The 19,554-nt window shown below is 64.9% G+C and carries 17 protein-coding genes; 6 read left to right on the forward strand and 11 right to left on the reverse strand.

The genetic code is table 11. The features are described from left to right. The first annotated feature begins 15 nt into the window (after window positions 1–15). Window positions 16–435, forward strand: a complete 420-nt coding sequence (gene msrB / locus ACQY7X_RS15315; protein WP_428246282.1) for a peptide-methionine (R)-S-oxide reductase MsrB — start codon at window positions 16–18, stop codon at window positions 433–435. Window positions 436–517: 82 nt separating this feature from the next. Here the strand turns inward: msrB and ACQY7X_RS15320 are convergent, their stop codons facing one another. Further along, complete coding sequence (locus tag ACQY7X_RS15320; protein ID WP_428250067.1) at window positions 518–2,422, reverse strand: ribonucleoside-diphosphate reductase subunit alpha; 1,905 nt, start codon at window positions 2,420–2,422, stop codon at window positions 518–520. A 715-nt stretch (window positions 2,423–3,137) separates the two neighbouring features. Between ACQY7X_RS15320 and ACQY7X_RS15325 the strand changes: the two genes are divergently transcribed. From ACQY7X_RS15325 to ACQY7X_RS15340, 4 genes are all read left to right on the forward strand, one after another. Beyond that, the gene (locus tag ACQY7X_RS15325) at window positions 3,138–6,611 is read left to right on the forward strand and encodes a hypothetical protein (RefSeq protein WP_428246283.1); all 3,474 of its coding nucleotides are present in this window, start codon (window positions 3,138–3,140) and stop codon (window positions 6,609–6,611) included. Window positions 6,612–6,631: 20 nt separating this feature from the next. Next, window positions 6,632–7,477, forward strand: a complete 846-nt coding sequence (locus ACQY7X_RS15330; protein WP_428246284.1) for an acyl-CoA dehydrogenase — start codon at window positions 6,632–6,634, stop codon at window positions 7,475–7,477. 15 nt (window positions 7,478–7,492) lie between these two features. After that, complete coding sequence (locus ACQY7X_RS15335) at window positions 7,493–7,930, forward strand: PaaI family thioesterase (RefSeq protein ID WP_428246285.1); 438 nt, start codon at window positions 7,493–7,495, stop codon at window positions 7,928–7,930. A gap of 136 nt (window positions 7,931–8,066) precedes the next feature. Further along, a complete protein-coding gene (locus ACQY7X_RS15340) occupies window positions 8,067–8,357 on the forward strand; it encodes a GIY-YIG nuclease family protein (RefSeq protein WP_428246286.1) in 291 nt (96 codons plus the stop codon). A gap of 93 nt (window positions 8,358–8,450) precedes the next feature. Here the strand turns inward: ACQY7X_RS15340 and ACQY7X_RS15345 are convergent, their stop codons facing one another. The 4 genes from ACQY7X_RS15345 to ACQY7X_RS15360 are packed head-to-tail and all read right to left on the reverse strand — an operon-like array spanning window position 8,451 to window position 13,635. Next, entirely contained in the window at window positions 8,451–8,777 is a 327-nt protein-coding gene (locus tag ACQY7X_RS15345; protein WP_428246287.1) for an AzlD family protein, read from the reverse strand. Continuing rightward, a complete protein-coding gene (locus tag ACQY7X_RS15350) occupies window positions 8,770–9,492 on the reverse strand; it encodes an AzlC family ABC transporter permease (RefSeq protein WP_428246288.1) in 723 nt (240 codons plus the stop codon). The genes ACQY7X_RS15345 and ACQY7X_RS15350 overlap by 8 nt, the downstream gene beginning before the upstream one ends. After that, the gene (locus ACQY7X_RS15355) at window positions 9,489–11,492 is read right to left on the reverse strand and encodes a methyltransferase domain-containing protein (protein WP_428246289.1); all 2,004 of its coding nucleotides are present in this window, start codon (window positions 11,490–11,492) and stop codon (window positions 9,489–9,491) included. The genes ACQY7X_RS15350 and ACQY7X_RS15355 overlap by 4 nt, the downstream gene beginning before the upstream one ends. Before the next feature lie 16 nt (window positions 11,493–11,508). Then, window positions 11,509–13,635: a methyltransferase domain-containing protein gene (locus ACQY7X_RS15360; RefSeq protein ID WP_428246290.1), complete on the reverse strand. Its 2,127-nt coding sequence runs from the start codon at window positions 13,633–13,635 to the stop codon at window positions 11,509–11,511. Window positions 13,636–13,971: 336 nt separating this feature from the next. On the opposite strand from ACQY7X_RS15360, the gene ACQY7X_RS15365 reads away from it, so the two are divergent. Continuing rightward, complete coding sequence (locus ACQY7X_RS15365) at window positions 13,972–14,913, forward strand: dihydrodipicolinate synthase family protein (RefSeq protein WP_428246291.1); 942 nt, start codon at window positions 13,972–13,974, stop codon at window positions 14,911–14,913. A gap of 95 nt (window positions 14,914–15,008) precedes the next feature. Here ACQY7X_RS15365 and ACQY7X_RS15370 read toward each other — a convergent pair whose 3' ends face one another. The 6 genes from ACQY7X_RS15370 to ACQY7X_RS15395 all read right to left on the reverse strand — a co-directional run bounded on the left by ACQY7X_RS15370 (window position 15,009) and on the right by ACQY7X_RS15395 (window position 19,521). After that, complete coding sequence (locus tag ACQY7X_RS15370; RefSeq protein WP_428246292.1) at window positions 15,009–15,461, reverse strand: MaoC family dehydratase; 453 nt, start codon at window positions 15,459–15,461, stop codon at window positions 15,009–15,011. 2 nt (window positions 15,462–15,463) lie between these two features. Further along, window positions 15,464–15,937, reverse strand: coding sequence for a MaoC family dehydratase (locus ACQY7X_RS15375; protein ID WP_428246293.1), 474 nt, complete (start codon window positions 15,935–15,937; stop codon window positions 15,464–15,466). Between the two features lie 9 nt (window positions 15,938–15,946). Beyond that, a complete protein-coding gene (gene ychF, locus ACQY7X_RS15380; protein WP_428246294.1) occupies window positions 15,947–17,047 on the reverse strand; it encodes a redox-regulated ATPase YchF in 1,101 nt (366 codons plus the stop codon). A gap of 1 nt (window position 17,048) precedes the next feature. Next, entirely contained in the window at window positions 17,049–17,672 is a 624-nt protein-coding gene (gene pth / locus ACQY7X_RS15385; protein WP_428246295.1) for an aminoacyl-tRNA hydrolase, read from the reverse strand. Between the two features lie 75 nt (window positions 17,673–17,747). Further along, window positions 17,748–18,479 (reverse strand): 50S ribosomal protein L25/general stress protein Ctc, encoded by a 732-nt coding sequence (locus tag ACQY7X_RS15390; protein ID WP_428246296.1) that lies wholly within the window; start codon window positions 18,477–18,479, stop codon window positions 17,748–17,750. Between the two features lie 109 nt (window positions 18,480–18,588). Then, entirely contained in the window at window positions 18,589–19,521 is a 933-nt protein-coding gene (locus tag ACQY7X_RS15395) for a ribose-phosphate pyrophosphokinase (RefSeq protein WP_341981713.1), read from the reverse strand. Window positions 19,522–19,554 lie beyond the last annotated feature (33 nt).

Raw genomic sequence — 19,554 nt, forward strand, 5'->3', positions numbered from 1 at the left:
AGCAGGAGGGCGCCGATGGCCGACCACGACAAGAAGACGTTTCCGATCCAGCTTGAGGATGCCGAATGGCGCCAGCGGCTGGATGCCGCCGCCTATCAGGTGCTGCGCCATGCCGCCACCGAACGGCCCTATACCAGCCCGCTCAATCACGAGAAGCGCGCCGGCCAGTTCCTTTGCGCCGGCTGCGGTTCGACGCTGTTTGACTCCGATACCAAGTTCGACAGCGGCTGCGGCTGGCCAAGTTTCTACCAGGCCAAGGATGGCGCGGTGGCGACAGCCGAGGATAACAGCCATTTCATGCGCCGCACCGAAGTGCTCTGCGCCAAATGCGGCGGCCATCTCGGCCATGTCTTTCCCGATGGGCCGCAGCCCACCGGCGACCGCTATTGCATGAACGGCGTGGCGCTGAAATTCCAACCGCAAGAGAAGAAGTAAGCCGCTAAAAGAGGTAGGCCGCTGAACGAGAAACGGCCCGGGATTGCTCCCGGGCCGTTTCGCTAAAAGCAGGCTGCGCCGCTTACTGGCAGGCGAGGCATTCCTCGTAATTCACCGCTTCGCGCGGGCCGTTGCCGGCCTGGGCCATTTCCAACGGCAATTCGGCTTCAACTACGGCCAGATCGCCTTGCGGGCGCTCGCCTTCGTTGATGCGGCCAACCACCGGGATCGCCATGGTCATCACCGTGGCGGGCGCTGTTGCCGGCATTGCCTGGCCGGACACGACGGTCTGGCCGGAAACCTTCTCGGCGCGCTGGATTGACAGCGAGCGGCAGTAATAGAGGCTCTTCACGCCCTTCTTCCAGGCCTGGAAGTGGATCTGGTGCAGATCGCGCTTATGCACATTGGCCGGCAGGAAGATGTTCAGGCTCTGCGCCTGGCAGATATAGGGCGTGCGGTCGGCGGCGAGATCGATCAGCCAGCGCTGGTCGAGTTCGAAGGCGGTCTTGTACACCGCCTTGTCGTCGTCGCTGAGGAAGTCGAGATGCTGCACCGAGCCATCATTCACGGTGATCGACGACCAGGTTTCCTCGTCATTCTTGCCGTAGGTCTCCAGCAGCTTTTCCAGATGCGGGCTGCGCACGGAGAAGGAACCCGAGAGGGTCTTGTGCGTGAAGGCATTGGCCACATTCGGCTCGATGCCGGGCGAAGCGCCGCCGGCGATGATCGAGATCGAGGCAGTCGGCGCAATCGCGATCTTGTGCGAGAACCGCTCCATGATGCCGTATTCCTTGGCATCCTCGCAGGGGCCGCGCTCTTCCGCCAGCGCGCGGGAAGCGGCGTCGGCCTGCTCCTTCACATGCTTGAAGATGGTGCGGTTCCACACCTTGGCCATCACGCTTTCCCACGGCACGCCATTGGCCTGCAGGAAGGAATGGAAGCCCATCACGCCGAGGCCGACCGAACGCTCGCGCTGCGCCGCATAGCGGGCGCGGGACATGCTGTCCGGTGCGGTCTTGATGAAATCTTCCAGCACGTTGTCGAGGAAGCGCAGGCAATCCTCGATGAAGTTCGGCGCGTCCTTCCAGTCATGGAAGTATTCGAGATTGAGCGACGAGAGGCAGCAGACCGCCGTGCGCTGCTGGCCATGATGATCCACACCGGTCGGCAGCGTGATCTCGGAGCAGAGATTGGAGGTCTTGACGCGCAGGCCGGCCAGCTTGTGATGCTCGGGCAGGGCGCGGTTCACATGGTCGATGTTGACGATGTAGGGCTCGCCGGTCTCGATGCGGGCGGTGAGGATGCGGATCCACAGCGCGCGCGCCGACACGGTCTTCTGCACCGTGCGGTCATGCGGGCTGAGCAGCGCCCATTCCTCGTCCTTCTCCACGGCGCGCATGAAGGCATCCGAGATCAGCAGGCCGTTATGCAGGTTCAGCGCCTTGCGGTTCGGGTCGCCGCCGGTGGGGCGGCGGATCTCGATGAATTCCTCGATTTCCGGATGGTCCACCGGCAGGTAGCAGGCGGCCGAGCCACGGCGCAGCGACCCTTGAGAGATCGCCAGCGTGAGGCTGTCCATCACGCGGATGAACGGGATGATGCCCGAGGTCTTGCCGTTCTGACCGACCTTCTCGCCGATCGAGCGCAGGTTGCCCCAGTAGCTGCCGATGCCGCCACCGCGCGCCGCCAGCCAGACATTCTCGTTCCACAGGCCGACGATGCCATCCAGGCTGTCATTGGCTTCGTTGAGGAAGCAGGAGATCGGCAGGCCGCGATTGGTGCCGCCATTCGACAGCACCGGGGTGGCCGGCATGAACCAGAGCTTGGAGATGTAGTCATACATCCGCTGGCCATGCGCCGTGTCGTCGGCATAGTGGCTGGCCACGCGGGCGAACAGGTCCTGGTAGCTCTCGCCGGGCAGCAGATAGCGGTCATCCAGCGTCGCCTTGCCGAAATCGGTCAGCAGGCGGTCGCGCTGGCGGTCCATCTCGATGCGAATGCCACGTTCGGTCTGCAGCGTGTTCAGCACGGTTGGTTCCCCTTTCTTATTCCGCCTGGCCGATTCAGAATCAGCCCCCCAGCGCAAAATGCGATGTCGTTTTCGCTGGATCAGCCAGCACTAAATCTTGATCTTTTGTTCGCCGATGAGTGCACCTTGCCGCGCTCACCTTGCCTTGCCTGCCAGACCGGTTTCCCGGGTCTTTCAGGCAGTCGCGGCGCCCCACTCGGCACATCCCCGACGAACACTAGATATGGTAGCCACTCTTAACGAACGGTCAACAGGATGTATGAAACATTCCTGCAAAAAATCCTGTTGACCACAACGCCGATGCGTGGGCGGCCCCATTTTACTGCGTGTCGCAGCATTCTCCGCAGTGCAAAATCATGGTCATGTGGATGCAGTGAAAGCCGGGGATAAGATCAAGATTTGGGAAAAATGCACCGTCAGGGCGAGCCGCTTTACCCCTGGCGCTCGCGTGACTTGCCGGATTTATCCACAGGGCGAAACAGGCTGAAGTTGCTCGGCATGAATCGGGGGGGCTGGCGGCCTGTCCACCTGCCATTAATCCCCTTGCTCACCAGCCATTAACCATTGCCCCCTAGGGTGCAGGATAGGCAGACCTGTGCAAGTTGTTGCGCGGCCGGTATTTGGTGCTTCAATGGGGGCAGCCGAAATCCGGCAATGGCGGGGAGATTCTGGCATGTTGATCAAACATCCGCGGGCAGACATGGCGGCGGCGGCGCAAGCGGCGGCGTCGCAGGGCGCGCATGACCGGGCGGAGGCCGAGGCCAACGAGCTGATCGGCCTGCCGAAACTGGAGCGCCAGCGCCGCCTGCTGGTGCTGGCCGGCGCCGGGATCAGCCTGTTCTGGCTCGCGCTCTGCGCCAGCTACATCCAGATTTCCATCGGCTGGGGCAATCTGTGGCAGGCTCTGCCGCATGAGATCGGTGCCTTCATCGCCGGTGTTGCGGCCCCGCTGGCCTTCCTGTGGCTGGCGCTGATGAACCTGTGGCGCGGCACCACGGTGAAGCAGCAGGGCGCCGTGCTGCACCAGATCCTGCTCGATCTGACCTATCCGACGCCGGAAGCCGAACGCCGCGTCTCGGCTTTGGCCAATGCGCTGCGCCGCCAGTCGCGCGAGATGGAAGAGGCCGCCCAGGGCGCCACCGACAAGGTGATGCAGCTCGGCCAGGCCATGGCCAGCCAGCAGGATGCGCTGGTCGGCACCGTGCAGAATATCGATGCCGCCATCGCCGAACGCGCCAAGGACCTGAGCCGCACGCTCTCCAATGCGCAGAAGCAGATCATCGCCGTGGCGGATCAGCTTTCGGGCGAACTCGATGGCACCGTGAAGGGCATTGCCGGCCGTTTCGAGGAACAGTCCGGCGTGCTGCTCAAGGCCGCCGAACAGGTCGGCCAGGAAGTCGAGGCCAAGGTTTCCGGCATCGGCCACACCGTCACCACCCAGGCGCAGGTGCTGTTGCAGGCCGCCGATGTGATCGTGCGCGAAGTCGAGACCGCGCGCGGCATCTTCCAGGGCAAGGCGCAGGAAATCAGCCGTATCACCTCGTCGATCCAGTTCCAGAATGACCGCGTCGATGAACTCTCGCGCAAGCATGGCGAATTGATGGATGCCGCCGTGCAGCGCGCGGCCGAAGTGGCGCAGGCGATTTCGGCGCAGCTGGAGCAGAAGATCACGGCGCTGGAACAGGCGGTTTTGCGCGCCTCCGGCCAGGCCGAGCAGATCGGCGGCAGCTTCGCCGATACCGCGCACAAGCTGACCTCGGCTGCCGAACTTACGGTGGCCCGCGCCCAGGCGGCGGGCGACAGCTTCGGCCGCGAGACGTCTTCCTTCCAGTCGGCCACCAAGCGCGCCATCGAGACGGCGGAAGCCGCCGGCACCGTGCTGCGCGAGCGCATCCGCGAGATGGAGCAGACCACCTCCACCGCCATCACCCGCCTGCGCGATGTCGGCGAAGTGGTGCGTTCCGAAGTCGGCCAGCTCGACGACCAGGGCGGCCGCGTTGCCGAACGGCTGCGCAATGCCAGCGATGACATGCGCACCCGCACCCAGGCGCTGGATGCGGCGGCCGCTTCCGCCAGCCGTCAGGCCGAGACTTTTGCCGAGACCGCGACCCAGGCCGAGCAGCGCCTGCGCCTGACTGGCGATCTGGTGCGGCATCAGACCGATCAGCTGGCCCATGCCGCCGAACTGGCGGATCAGCGTTTCGCCGCTGCCGGCGACAGCCTGCGCCGCGAAGGCAATGGCCTCTCCGCCACGTTGCAGCAGCTTGCCGACAAGGCATTGCAGATCGGCGATGCGATGCAGAGCCGCGCCCAGGCGCTGGATCATGCCGCCGCTTCCGCGCTCGGCAAGGCCGGCCAGGCCGATGAGATAATCAAGCACCGCGTTGAAAGCCTGGCCCAGGCCGGCCGCGAAGCCATTGCCATGGCGGCCAGCGTGCAGGAAACCATGACCCAGGCCAACCAGCTGCTGGCGCAGGCGACGCAGCGCAGCCACGAGCAGGTGGGCGAGGCCGGCGGCCTGCTGCGCCGCCATGCCGAGATGCTGGAAGAAACCGTGGGCGATATCACCAAGCGCCTGGCCGATACCGGCAGCGAAGTGCGCGAGCAGGTCGATGGTCTGGATCAGGCGGCCCAGCGCACCGCGCAGCGCCTGCGTGCCGCCGGCGACAGTGCCGGCCAGGATGCGCTGCAATTGCAGACCGCCGCCGAACGCGCGGCGCAGCGCCTGCATCAGGTGGCTGAATCCGCTCAAGTGCAGGCCCAGGCGCTGTCCGCCAGCGCCGAACGTGCCGCCATGGAAGCGCAGCTTGCCGGCTCCACCGCCCAGGCCCGCGCGCGCGATCTTTCCGATCTGTCGCAGCGCGTCGCTGAAGCCATGGTGCAACTGGCCGAGCGCGCCGATGCCCAGAGCGCCTCGCTGGTCAATCTCAGTGCCAAGGCCAAGGACGAAGCCGAGGCGCTCGGCGTCACCGCCGAACGCGCCAAGGTCAATCTCGACATGGCCGGCGATACCGCCAAGGCGCGCAGCGAGGAGCTTTCCGATGCGGCGCAGGCCGTGGTCGGCCGCACGCTCGATCTGCGCGATACCATCCACGATCAGGCCGAGGCACTCACCGACCTGTCGCGCGAACTCAATCGCCAGGCCGAAACCATCCGCGAGAATTTCCGTGGCCGCGTGCAGGAGCTTTCCGAAGCCTCCGACACCGCCGCCGCCAAGACCGCGCATATCGGCGACAGCCTGCGCCGCCAGGCGCACGAGGTTGGCCGCGTTTCCGACGAAGCGGTGGCCCGCATCGCCCAGGTCGGCACCACCTTCGATGCCCGCGCCCGCGAGATCAATCTGGCGGTCGGCACCGCTTCGGGCCGCATCGATGATGCCTCCGAGACGTTGCGCAACCGCACCCGCGAGCTTGCCAGCGTGGTCGAGGATGCGATGAAGCAGACCGACCGCATGAGCGATGGTTTCCGCCGCCATGCCGACGACGTGGATGCCCGCGCCGGCCGCGCCTCCGAGAAGGTGGCCGAGATCAACGAACGCATGGCCCGCACGGCGACGGAATTCTCTGCCGTTACCGATCGCGCCACGGCGCGTGCGGCGGAAACCGCCGACGTGCTGTCCAAGCGGGCGCAGGAACTGTCCTCGGCGGCGGCCAAGGCGGCCAGCGAGGCGGCAGCTGCCGAAGCCAGCCTGAAGGCCGATGCCGCAGCCCTGGCTGAAGCAGCGCACACCGCCGGCGTGGAAGCCGAAGCCCTGCGCAAGGCGACTGCCGCCTTCCGTGGCGAGCAGTTCCTCAAGACCGCCGCCTTCATCACCGGGCATCTGAATTCGCTGGCCATCGATATCACCCGGCTGCTGAACCGCGACCTGTCGGAAGACCTGTGGCGCCGCTACTACAAGGGCGAGCGCGGCCTGTTCACCCGCAAGCTGATCGACCAGCGCGACCTCGACAAGATCAAGGCCAAATACGAGAGCGAGAACGAGTTCCGCGATTATATCGACCGCTACCTGGCCGAGTTCGAGCGCGTGCTGGCCGGTGCCAAGGGCGTGGAGCATGAGGAATTGCTAACCTCCGCCTTTGTCACCGCTGATATCGGCAAGGTCTACCTGCTGCTGCGCGAGGCGGTCGGCAAGATCCGCCATAGCTGAGCCAGGGACCGAAGCCTGCAATGACTCTCAACGATTGGGTCGGGCGCGAAGAAAGCGCCACGGATGTGCTGCGCTCAGAACCGGTGCGGGCGCTGGAAGCAGCATTGGACCGCGATGGCGCGCTGTTCACGGCCGGCGCGCCGATGCCTTTGCTGCGCCACTGGCTCAGCTTCTGGGTGATCGCACCGCGCTCTGGCCTGGGCCGCGACGGCCATCCCAGGCTCGGTGGCTTCCTGCCTGATGTTGGCGCCCATTGGGGCCGCCCGGCACGCCGCATGTGGGCCGGCAGCCGGCTAGACTTCCACCATGACCTGCCGCTGGATCAGCCGGCGACGCGCCGCGCCGTGATCGAGGCGGTGAGCGAGAAGCATGGCCGCAGCGGCGGCCTGGTCTTCGTCACCGTGCGGCAGGAGATCAGCGATGCCTCGGGCCGCCTCTGCGTCACCGACCGGCATGACATCGTCTATCGCGAGGATGGCAACAGCCAGACGACGCCGGAAGCTGCGCCGACAGATCAAGAGCATGAGCAGGCTTTCTTGGCCGATGCCACTTTGCTGTTCCGCTATTCGGCGCTGACCTTCAACGGCCACCGCATCCATTACGACCGCGATTATGCGCGCGACGTGGAAGGCTATGGCGGCCTTGTGGTGCATGGTCCGTTGCTAGCCACGCTACTCTGCGATTATGCCCGCGCGCTCAGGCCGCAAAGCCGCATGGCGCGCTTCAGCTTCCGGGGCCGCCGCCCGGTGATCGACGGCCAGGAATTCGTGCTCTGCGCCAAGGCAGCGGCGGAGGGCGGCCTGGCCTTGTGGATCCGCGACCATGAAGGCATGCTGGCGATGACCGCCGAGGCGGCCTTCTCATAAGCGGGTGGCGTAAGCATGGATGATTTTGTCGCGCCGCAGGGCTTCGAGCTGCTGGCGATCAAGAGCGGCTTTGTCGGCCTGATCGGCCCGTTCTATCTGCGCCGCGATGGTGAGCAGTTCATCTACGGTTTCAAGACCGTGGCGCATCATGGCAATGTCAACGGCGTGATGCATGGCGGCGTGCTGTTCGCCTTCGCCGACACGATCTGCGGACAATACATCATCGCCAATCTCGGCCGCGTCTGCGCCACCGTATCGATGACCTCGAATTTCTTCAGCCCGGCCAGTCCCGGCGCCTGGGTGGAAGCACGCCCGCGCATCGTCAAGGCAACGCGCTCGCTGTGCTATCTCACGGTGGAGCTTACCGCCGGAGACACGCCGGTCTACACCGCCAGCGCCATCTTCAAACTGTTCGGCCCGGCGGCAGGCCACGCTTCGTCGGCAGGGGTGTAGGTTTTTGCATTTAAATGGGACCCTCGCGTGCGCGAGGGTGACAAAGGAAGGGAGGCGGAGCTAGGCTGGGCTGTAGTTCTGCTTTTCTCTTTTGTCACCCTCGCGCACGCGAGGGTCCCATTTATGCTTTATTTCGATGACATCAGGCTGGGTCTACATCGTCACGGACAAGCCCTATGGCACGCTGTATATCGGTGTGACCAGTGATATCGCGCGCCGTGTCTATGAGCACCGCGAAGGCTTGGTCGATGGTTTCACCAGGCGGTATGGCTTGAAGTGGTTGGTGTTCGTTGAAGCCCACGAGGATATCAGCCTGGCCATCGCGCGTGAGAAACATCTCAAACAATGGCGCCGGGCCTGGAAGATTGATCTGATTCAGTCGGCTAACCCGGAATGGCGCGATCTCTATGACGATCTGCTGTGCTAAAATGGGACTCTCGCTTTCGCGAGAGTGACAAAAAAAGGCGGTGTCATTCCCGCGCAGGCGGGAATCCCATTTCTGATCTGCCGTATCGTGAATTCAGCCCAGCAGCGCGCGCAGGATGGCGACCACGGCGACGCCGGCGAGTGCGCCGACCATGTCACGGCCGGTGTAGCGCATGGTGAGGAAGGCGGCGGCGAAGCCGCCGATTTCCGGCCAGCCGGCCTTGATCGCCACCGGCGCCAGGATCGCGCCCATGATCGCCATCGGGATTGATTGCAGCCAGGCTTCCACCCAGGGGCTGGGCTTGACGAAGCGCATCATCCAGAAGCCGCTGGCGCGGCAGAAATACGACATGCCCGCCATCGCCAGGATGGCAGCCATGGCCTCGGTGGAAATCAGCCCCAGTATCAATCCCTCAGACATTGGCTTGCGCCTGTTTGCGGGTTTTCCAGAAGGCACCGAACACGCTGCCACTGATGGCGCCGATCACGATATACCACTGCCCGGGAATCACCTGCGCCGCCAGGATGGCGCTGCCGCCGCCGACCAGCAAAGGCCAGGCATCGTCGCGGCCTTTCCACATCGCCACCGCCATCGCCGTGCAGAAGGCGGTGAGCAGGAAATCCAGGCCCAGGGCTTTCGGCGAGCCGAGCAGGCTGCCGGCGAGATAGCCCAGCACCGTGCCGGCGCACCAGACCAGATACTGCGCCGCGCCGCTGCCGAACAGGAAGCCGCCTTCCAGGTTGCCCTGGGCATGCATGCGCATCGCCATGATCCAGTTGCCATCGCCGAGCATGAACAGGCTGGTATAGGCGTGGCTTGCCGGCATGCCGGCCAGGGCCGGGCGCAGCGAGGCGCTCATCAGCACATAGCGCGCATTCATGGCGAAGATGGTGGCCAGCATGGCCAGGATCGGGAAGGGCGCATGCCAGAGCTGCAACGACACCACCTGGCCGGAGCCGGTGAAAACCAGCGCGCTCATCAGGAAGGCGGCGGTGAGGCCGGTTTCCGCCGTGCGCGCCAGCACGCCGAAGGCGACGGCATAAATGAACACGCCCGGCACCAGGGCGGCGGAGACGCGGGCGCCTTCCAGCGCGCCGCGCCAGGTCAGGCGGAGAGATGGCGATGTCGTGGTCATGACAAAGGCTTGTGGAGCCAGAACCGAAAGCAATTGGCGAAAAGCGAAGGATGCTGCTGCTCGAATTCAGCCCAATGGGCGAAATCGAGACATTCGGTATCCTCCGGGTAGGCGGCAGCATATGCCTCTAGCATACCGGGCTGCTGCAGGTCAAAGCCGAGGAAGCGGAGGCCGCTGCCGGCGATCAGTTCGCCGAGCTGCTGTGGCGTGTAGCGGTGCTCCTGGCGATGGAATAGCAGGTCACGCAGGTCACTCATGGCGTGGAAGGCGGAGAAATGCTTGAGCCGGCCGCCAAGCACCGGGTCGAGTTGTTCAACCTCGGCGCGGAAGCGGCGGATTTCGGCAGGCGAGTCACCGAAGCCGCAGCGGGCGATCAAGTCACGCGCCGCCACCACGTCGCGCCGCGCCACTTCGCTATACAGTCCCAGCAGCATGACACCGCCCGGCTTGAGCAGTTGCACCAGCTGCGCCAGCCCGGCGGCGGGATCGCGCATGTGATGCAGCACGCCGAAGGATTCGATCACATCGAAGCGGTCTTGCAGTTGACCCACTTTGAGGATATCGGCCTGGCCGAAGCGGATATTGCTGAAGCCCAGTTCATCCGCCTTGCGCTTGCCATAGGCCAGGCTGGCGCGACTGAGGTCCAGCGCCAGCACGTCGCAACGGTGATAGGCCAGGGCGGCAATGATCGCCTGCATGCCGGTGCCGCTGCCGGCGATCAGCACGCGCGGCGCGTCGATCTCCAGCGGTGGCAGCTTGCACCGTGGCAGCCTTGAACGCAGCCGCATCGCCACCGTCTGGCTCGGCGGCAGCAGGGGCTGATCCCAGCGCGGGAACGGGCTTTCCTCATACATCTCGCGCACGGTCTGGCTCACCGCGTCGTCAATCGCGGTATAGGCCGGCAGCGCCGCCGCGATGCGGCGCTCGGCCAGGGGTTCATCCAGCTGGCGCCGTTTCAGTTCGGCAAGCTCCATGGGCCAATCGAGCACGGCCAGATTGGCGGCATCGTCGCGGCCGGCCAGCGGCCGGTAGCAACCATAGAGCAGCAGGCGTTCCGGCGCGGGCAATTTTTCCGCCGCGATATCCTGAGCGATCAGGGCATCCAGCCCGGCAAGCCCGGCCTGTTCCGCATCGCTTTCCGCATCGACATATTCAGCGAGGAAATTGCGCAGCGCCAATGCCGCCAGCCAGCGGCGATGGCGGGTCAGGGCTTCAGGGCGATGCAATGCCAGCGGCAGGGCGGCGCGGCGCAGCAGGGTGTAAACCTGCTCCAGCCTTGGCTCGGAGGTGAAGCCATGGCTCAGCCAGGCCAGCAGCAGCCGCATCTCGCCCAGCGCCGGAAAGTCATCCGCTTCCAGCCCGATGGGCAGATCGGGCGCGGCGGCATCTGCCGGCGGCAGCAGCCGCGCCAGGCGCGGATCGTGCAGCAGGGCCGGCTCGACGATGCCGTTGATCCAGTGCGGATCAATGCCGGGTTCGCCCAGCAGCGGCAGGATCAGCTCGATCAGCCCGGCATCTGGCTTTGGCAGCCGCATGCCTTGCAGCGAACTGGAGAAGGCGATGCGGTAACGCTGGCTCTGCGGATCGGCGCGCAAGGCCAGGGCGTAATTCTGCACCGCGCCCACGGGGTTGCGCAGCTGTTGCAGCAGCAGGCCGGCCTGGAAGCGCAGTTCGCCATGGCCGGGCGCCAGTTGCAGGGCATTGGCCAGCAGCGCCTGGGTGGTGGCGAGATCGCCGGTGGCGGCGCTGGTGCGGATCAGGCCGAGATGCGCCTCGATGCGGCTCTGGTCCAGCACCAGGGCCGTGCCGAAGCTCTGGCGCGCGGCGGCAAGGTCGCCCAGCGCAAGCTGCGCCTGTCCCAGCGTGACATGGCTGGCCGGCTGGCGGAAATCGGCGGCGATCACCTGACCGGCCAGCGCGATGGCCTGGGCGAAATCGCCGCTCTTGGCGGCGCTGTCGGCCCGGCGCTGCAATTCGGCTAGTTCGATGGGCGATGGCATGCTGCAGCAGCCTTGGCTAGACGTGCTTGTCGAGCCAGAAACGGAAGCAGTTGGAGAATATGTTCGGATGCCTGCGTTCGAATTCCGTCCAGTGGCTCAGATTCACCGCCTGCGGGTCGTCCGGGTAATCGGCGGTATAGCTGCGCAGCAATTGCGGCTCGGAGAAATCGAAGCCGAGGAAGCGCAGGCCGGCATCGCGGGCCAGATCGCCAAGCTGTTCCGGATAGTAGCGGTGTTCCTGGCGATGGAAAACCAGATCGCGGAAATCCGGCAGGTTATAGAAGGCCAGTGAATTGCGCAGGCGGGTGCAGAGTTCGGGATCCAGCTTCGGCAGGTCGGCGCGGAAGCGGCGAATATCGTCGAGCGTATCCTTGTAGCCATGCGCGGCGATCAACTGGCGCGCGAGCACCACGTCGTGGCGGCCAACCTCGCTGTACAGCCCCAGCATCATGTAGCCATCGGGCTTGAGCAGCATGGCGAGCTGCTTGAGGCCGGCCAGAGGCTCGCGCATGTGATGCAGCACGCCGAAACACTCGATCACGTCGAAGCGTTGCGGCAATTGCCCGAGCTTGAGGATATCGGCTTGGGCGAATTCGATGTTCTTGATGCCGAGTTCCAGCGTCTTGCGCTTGCCATAGGCGAGGCTGGCACGGCTCAGGTCCACCGCCAGCACCTTCGAGTTGCTGTAGTTGGTGGCGGCGATGATGGCATGCATGCCGGTGCCGCAGCCCGCCACCAGCACATCCGGGTGGTCGATCTTCGTGCCCGGCAGGCGCTGCAGCGGCAAGGCCGAACGCACCATCTGCCCCACGGTGGCATTGAACCCGATGATCGGCTGGTTCCAGCGCGGGAACGGGCTTTCCTCATACATCTCGCGCACCAGGAGGCTGGTGGCATCCTCGATCGGCGTTGCGTTCGGCAGGGTGGCAATGAGCTGACGTTCGTAGAGCGGTTCATCGAGCTGCACGCGGCGCAGTTCGGCGATGCTGCCGGGCCAGCGCAAGGCCGCCAGGGCTTCGGCATCGGCGCGGCGGTAGAGCGGGCGGTAGGTGGCGTAAAGCGCCAGATGCGCGGCATCGGGCAATTGCCCGGCGGCGATCACGGCGGCGAGATGCCGGTCCAGGATGGCGAGGCGTTCGCGCTCCTCCGGCGTTTCCGGATCCAGGTAATCAGCGTGGAAATTACGCGCCGCCAGGGCATCGAGCCAGACCACATGCGCCGCCAGGGCAGCCGGTTTGCCAAGCGCCAGCCACAGCGCGGCACGGCGCAGCGCTGCGCAGAGATTTTCCAGACCGGGATGCACCACTTCGCCGAATTTCAGCCAGCGCAGCAGCAGTTCGTTCTCGCTTAGCCTGGGGAATTCCGGCGCCGCCATGATGCCGGCGAGCCGTTCCGTCGGCATGTCCATGACGCCGAGCAGCGACTGGATGCCGCCATCAAGCATCAAGGCGCCTTCCATGATGCCGGTGAGATCGCGCGGCGACACGCCGGGCTGGCCGAGCAGCGGCAGCACCGTTGCCACCAGGGTCGGGTTCGGCCGCTTCAGCCGGCGCTTGCGCAAGGAGCGGGCATAGAGGATGCGGTAGAGCGAATTGTCCGGCCGCGCCAGCATGGCCTGCTGATAGTAGGTCAGCGCCATGTCCATGTTGCCGAGGGCGGCTTCGATGTTGCCGAGCCGGCAGCGGATTTCCGGGTGGTCGACATTGAACTGCTTGCCCTGGCGCAGCACGTTGTGCGCGCTCTGCAGGTCGTTCTCGGCCTGGAACACCTCGGCCAGCGCCATGTAGGCTTCCGGGCTTTTGGTGTTGAGGCCCAGGGCAATGCCGGCGCTTTGCTTGGCCTCTTCCAGCTTGCGCTGGCCCAGTAGCGCCTGCGACAGGGTGATGTGGTAGCTCTCATAGTGGAAATCGAGTGCGATGGCCTGACGTGCCAGGGCTTCGGCCTGGGCCAGGTCGCCGCGCGCCAGGGCGATATGGGCCCGCGCATGCACGGCATCGGCCATCCCCGGATCCTGCTCCAGGATCGATGCGATCAGCTTCTCCGCCTCTTCGAAACGGTGGCCGTTCACCGCCTTGAGAGCCGCGCGCAGCAGCGGCAGCAGGTGGGCCTTGGCAGCGATGGTTTCAGACGAGGGCAGGGGCATTTTGCTTTGCAACGATAAGGGGCGAAGGGTAGGGTCTGGACCCAGTAGGGACAGGCCCGGGATTGGTCAGGGAAGGCCGCCGGTTAGGAGAAAATCGCAGCGCGTAGTGGGACTACGGGCAAGATTTGCGACGACATCCGGCGGCCTTCCCTGACCAACCCTTGCGGGCGATGTGCTTTTCTTGCCTGGCGTTGTCGAAATCCCTCACCGATGCACCACATCGCTTTCGGGCTTTCTCCTAGCCAGGCAAGAAAATCACAACGTCACGGACCTGTCCCTACTGGGTCCAGACCCTGGCCTGTGGCCGGATAGTATCGTTCAAGGGGAGTAAACGAAATGAAAACGAGCCCGGTAACCCCGGCCGACCTCAGCCGTTCGGTGATCGCGGTGCCGCCGCTGGCGCGCAATGGCGATTTCAGCCTCAACGAGGCCGCCAATACCGCCCTGATCCGCCATCTGGAAGGCGGCGGCGTGCGCACGCTGATGTATGGCGGCAATGCCAATTTCTACCATATCGGCTTAAGCGAATATGAGCGGGTGCTGGACTTCCTGGAAGCGGCGGCGGGGCCGGATACCTGGCTGCTGCCGTCCTTCGGGCCGGATTATGGCCGGCTGATCGATCAGGCCAGGATGCTGCGGTCGCGCCGCCTGCCCACCGCCATGGCGCTGCCGATGACCTTCCCGATGACTCCGGCGGGTGTTGCCCTGGCGCTGCGCCGCGCGGCCGAGGCGCTGGGCAAGCCGATCGTGGTCTACATCAAGTCGGACAATTACATCGACCCGGCGGAACTCGGCCGGCTCGACCGCGACGGCCTGCTGGTCTCGGTGAAATATGCCGTGGTGCGCGCCGATACCCTGGCCGACGATTACCTGCGCCGTATCCTGCAGCAGGTCGACAAGTCGAAGGTGGTGAGCGGTATCGGCGAGCGGCCGGCGATCCAGCATCTGCGGCATTTCGGCCTCGCCAGCTTCACCTCCGGCTCGGTCTGCCTCAGCCCACGCGGCTCGATGGCGATCCTCAGGGCGATCCAGCGCGGCGATGACGCAGCCGCCGAGGCGCTGCGCGCACAGTTCATGCCGCTGGAGGATCTGCGCGACGAGATCAACCCGATCCGCGTGCTGCATGATGCCGTGTCGCTTGGTGGTGTCGCCGATACCGGGCCGATGCTGCCGATGCTCACGGGGCTGAACGAAGCGGAAGCCGCCCGCGTGGCCCCGGCGGCGCGCGCGCTCAAGGCCTGGGATGACGAACTCGGCGCTGCCCGCGCGGCGGAGTGAGGGGATTCCAGAAGGAGTGTCACTCTCGCGAAAGCGAGAGTCCCATTTGCCTTGAGCTGAAATGGGATGCCCGCTTTCGCGGGCATGACGGGCTGTTAAGCTGCGGGCGCCCCGCGCATGCGCATCAGGCCGATGCTGATCATGGTCATGATCAATTCGTTGTCCTGATTGAACACTTCGATCAGGAAGCGGCCCGAGCCGATGCCGGGGCGGCTTTTCGACGGCGTTTTTTCCTGGCAGGTGAGGCGGGCGCGGATGGTGTCGCCGGGCCGCACCGGCTTCTTCCAGGTCAGGTCATCGAAGCCCGGCGAGCCGAGGCTGGCTTCGACATCGACGGCGGAATCGACGATCAGCCGCATCACCGTCGAGGCCGTGTGCCAGCCTGACGCGACCAGCTGGCCGAAATTCGAGTGCTTCGCCGCTTCCACATCGATATGGAAGGGCTGCGGATCGAATTGGCGCGCAAAGCGGATGATGGCTTCCTGGGTGAAGGTATGGCTGCCGGTATCGCGCGGCTTGCCGATCTCCACATCCTCGTAATACTGCATGCTCAAGCTCCCGCGCTGTTGCCAGTGCCAGTGACTGGCTTGCGGCGGCCATACATGCCCTTGCCACGCATGGTCAGCACCATGTCGCCATTCTGGTTGCGCATTTCATACAGCGTGGAAATCACGCCGCGGTCGGGCTTGGATTGCGACGGCTTCATCGCCGTGACGGTGCTGCGCAGATGCAGCGTATCGCCCGGCCGCACCGGACGGATCCAGCGCAGTTCATCGATGCCCGGCGAGCCCATCGAGGTGGAACCTTCCAGGATGTTGTCCACCATCATGCGCATCATCAGGCCGGCGGTATGCCAGCCGGAAGCGATGATGCCGCCATAGGGCGTCTTGGCCGCCGCTTCGCGGTCGATATGGAACGGCTGCGGATCGTATTCAGCAGCGAAGGCGATGATTTCTTCCTCGCTCACGGTACGCGGCGGGAATTCCGTCACCTCGCCGACCGTGAAGTCGTCGAATGTGCGCATGTCTGGCTCTCAGGCGTTGAAGCGGAAATGGAACACATCGCCATCTTGCACGATGTATTCCTTGCCTTCCAGCCGCATCTTGCCGGCCTCGCGGGCGCCGGCTTCGCCCTTGCCGGAGACATAGTCGCCATAGGCGATGGTCTCGGCGCGGATGAAGCCCTTCTCGAAATCGGTGTGGATCACACCGGCGGCTTCCGGCGCCTTGGCGCCCTTGCGCACGGTCCAGGCGCGCGCTTCCTTCGGCCCGACGGTGAAGAAGGTGAGCAGTTCGAGCAGCGCGTAGCCGGCCTTGATCACGCGGGCGAGGCCGGTTTCGGCCAGGCCCAGATCGCCGAGGAAAGCCTGCTTCTCTTCATCCGAATCAAGCTGCGCCACTTCCGCCTCGATGGCGGCCGAGATCACCACGCAGCCGGCGCCCTGCTTGTCGGCCATCGCCTTCACGCGCGCGGAGAAATCGTTGCCGTTGGCAGCCGAGGCTTCTTCCACGTTGCAGACATAGAGCACCGGCTTCGAGGTGAGCAGCATCAGCTCGCGATAGAGCTTCTTCTCGTCATCGGCCGGTTGCACATTGCGGGCCGGCTTGCCATCGCGCAGGGCCACCAGGATGCGCTCGATCAGCGCCACGCGTGCCTTGGATTCCTCATCACCCTGCTTGGCCTTCTTGGTCAGGCCGTCGATGCGCTTTTCCAGGCTGTCGAGATCGGCCAGCATCAGTTCGGTTTCCACCGTCTCGGCATCGGCCACCGGATCGACACGGCCTTCCACATGGGTGATGTCGCCATCCTCGAAGCAGCGCAGCACATGGCAGATCGCATCCACTTCGCGGATATGGGCCAGGAACTGATTGCCGAGGCCTTCGCCCTTGGAGGCGCCGCGCACCAGGCCGGCGATATCGACAAAGCTCAACTGCGTCGGGATGATCTTGGCCGAACCGGCGATCCCGGCCAGCACGTCGAGACGTTCATCGGGCACGCCGACCAGGCCGGTATTCGGCTCGATGGTGCAGAAGGGATAATTCGCCGCCTGCGCCGCAGCGGTCTGCGTCAGGGCGTTGAAAAGCGTCGACTTGCCGACATTGGGCAGGCCGACGATGCCGCATTTGAAACCCATCTTACTGTTCCTTCGGTTTCGTCCGACGCTCTGGCGCGTCGCGGGGAGGTTCGTTCCGGGGCGGCGTCAGTTTCAGCGCCACCTTGTTCATGAAGCCGACATCGTCGCCGCGTGCCAGCGCGGGCGCCGCATCGGCGATGGCGTCGAGCAGCGGATTGAGCCAGTCCTGCTCGGCCTTGGAGAAATTCTGCAACACAAAGCCCAGAACCTGCTCCTTGCCGGGATGGCCGATGCCGAGCCGCAGGCGGCGGTAATCGGCGCCGATGGCGGCATCGACCGAGCGCAGGCCGTTATGCCCGGCATGGCCGCCGCCCTGCTTGACCCGCAGCTTGCCCGGCGCGAGATCGAGTTCATCATGCAGTACCACCACCTGTGCCGGCGGCAGCTTGTAGAAATGCGCCGCTTCACCCACCGACTTGCCCGACAGGTTCATGTAGGTCTGCGGCTTCAGCAGCAGGGTCTTGACGCCATTCAGCACGCCTTCGGCGAGTTCGCCCTGAAAGCGTTTGCGGAACGGCGCGAAATTGTAGCGCTCGGCGATGGCATCGATGGCCATGAAGCCGATGTTGTGGCGCTGGCGCTGATGTTCGGGGCCGGGGTTGCCCAGGCCGACGAGGAGCAGCATCGGGCAGTCCTGAGCGGAAAGGCCAAAGCGGGGAAGAAAAACCGGGTGGCGCCGGAGCGCCACCCGGATACGCGATTACTTCTTGCCGGCCGGCTTGGCAGCCGGAGCCTTGGCGGCACCAGCAGCGGGGGCCTTGCCAGCGGCAGCAGCCGGAGCCTTGCCAGCAGCAGCGGCCGGGGCCTTGCCGCCAGCGGCGGGGGCAGCGGCAGCAGCTTCGGCCTTCGGCTTCTCTTCCTCGGCCTTGGTCGGCGGCGCGATGGTCGCAACGGTGAAGTCGCGATCCTGGATCACCGGCTTCAGGTTGGCATCCAGGTTGAACGCGCTGATGTGGATGGAATGATTGATTTCCATGCCCGCCAGGCTGATCGAGATGTTTTCCGGGATGCTCTCCGCACTGGCGTAGAACTCGACTTCGTGACGCACGATGTTGAGCACGCCGCCGAGCTTCAGGCCCGGGCTGGCTTCCATATCGCGGAACACCACCGGGATGAAGACGCGGATCTTCGAATCCTTGCCGACGCGCTGGAAATCGACATGGATCGGCCGGTCGGTGACCGGATCGAGCTGCACGTCGCGGGCCAGCACACGCTCGGCCTTGTCGCCCACCTTGATGTCGAACAGACGCGAGAAGAAGCTGCCCTTGTGCAGTTCCTTCAGCAGGTCACGGTTTTCGATGGAGATCAGCTCCGGGGTCTTCTTGTCGCCATAGATGACCCCCGGCACACGGCCACTCAGCCGTGTTGCACGGGCGGTCCCCTTGCCGGCCCTCGACCGCGCCTCAGCGGCGATCGTCGTTACTTCACGCATGATACACTCCTCATTGCGCTTTTGGTCCACGATCCGGGCCTCATGCCCGAACCGTTTCCGACGCCGGCCTCCAGGGGTGCCGCGCGCCGAAACTCTGAAACTCAATGCGTCAGTCGAACAGGCTCGAAACCGAGCTTTCCTCGCTGATGCGCCGCATCGCCTCGCCGATCAGCGGCGCGATCGATACCTGGCGGATATTGCGCGCCAGGCGCTGCGCCTCGGTGGCGAGGATGCTGTCGGTGATCACCAGGCCTTCCAGTTCGCTGGCGGTGACACGCGCCACCGCGCCGCCCGAAAGCACGCCATGGGTGACATAGGCATAAACCGACTTGGCGCCGTGCTTCTTCAAGGCTTCCGCCGCGTTGCACAGCGTGCCGGCGGAATCGACGATATCGTCCACCAGAATGCAGCGGCGGCCTTCCACGTCACCGATGATGTTCATCACTTCCGAAACGCCGGCGCGCTCGCGGCGCTTGTCCACGATGGCGAGGTCGGCATCCAGGCGCTTGGCGATGTTGCGCGCCCGCACCACGCCGCCCACGTCCGGCGACACCACCATCAGGTCATCGCCCTGCAGATGCTGCTTGATGTCGGCGGTGAGCACCGGGCCGGCCATCAGGTTGTCGGTCGGGATATCGAAGAAACCCTGGATCTGGCCGGCATGCAGGTCCAGCGTCAGCACGCGGTTGGCACCGGCGGCGGTGATCAGGTTGGCGACCAGCTTGGCCGAGATCGGCGTGCGCGGGCCGGGCTTGCGGTCCTGGCGGGCATAGCCGAAATAGGGGATCACGGCGGTGATGCGGCGGGCCGAGGAACGCTTCAGCGCGTCGATGCAGACCAGCAGTTCCATCAGATGGTCGTTGGCCGGGTAGCTCGTCGACTGGATGACGAACACGTCCTCGCCGCGCACATTCTCGTGAATCTCGACGAACACTTCCATGTCGGAGAACCGGCGCACGCTGGCCTTGGCCAAAGGCACGCTGAGGTAAGCGGCAATGGCTTCCGCCAGCGGACGATTGGAATTACCCGCCAAAACCTTCATCGATGCGCCTGTGCTGGAATCCTGGGGAGGAAA

It is taken from the genome of Ferrovibrio sp. (assembly GCF_965278975.1).
Classification (GTDB): Bacteria; Pseudomonadota; Alphaproteobacteria; order Ferrovibrionales; family Ferrovibrionaceae; genus Ferrovibrio.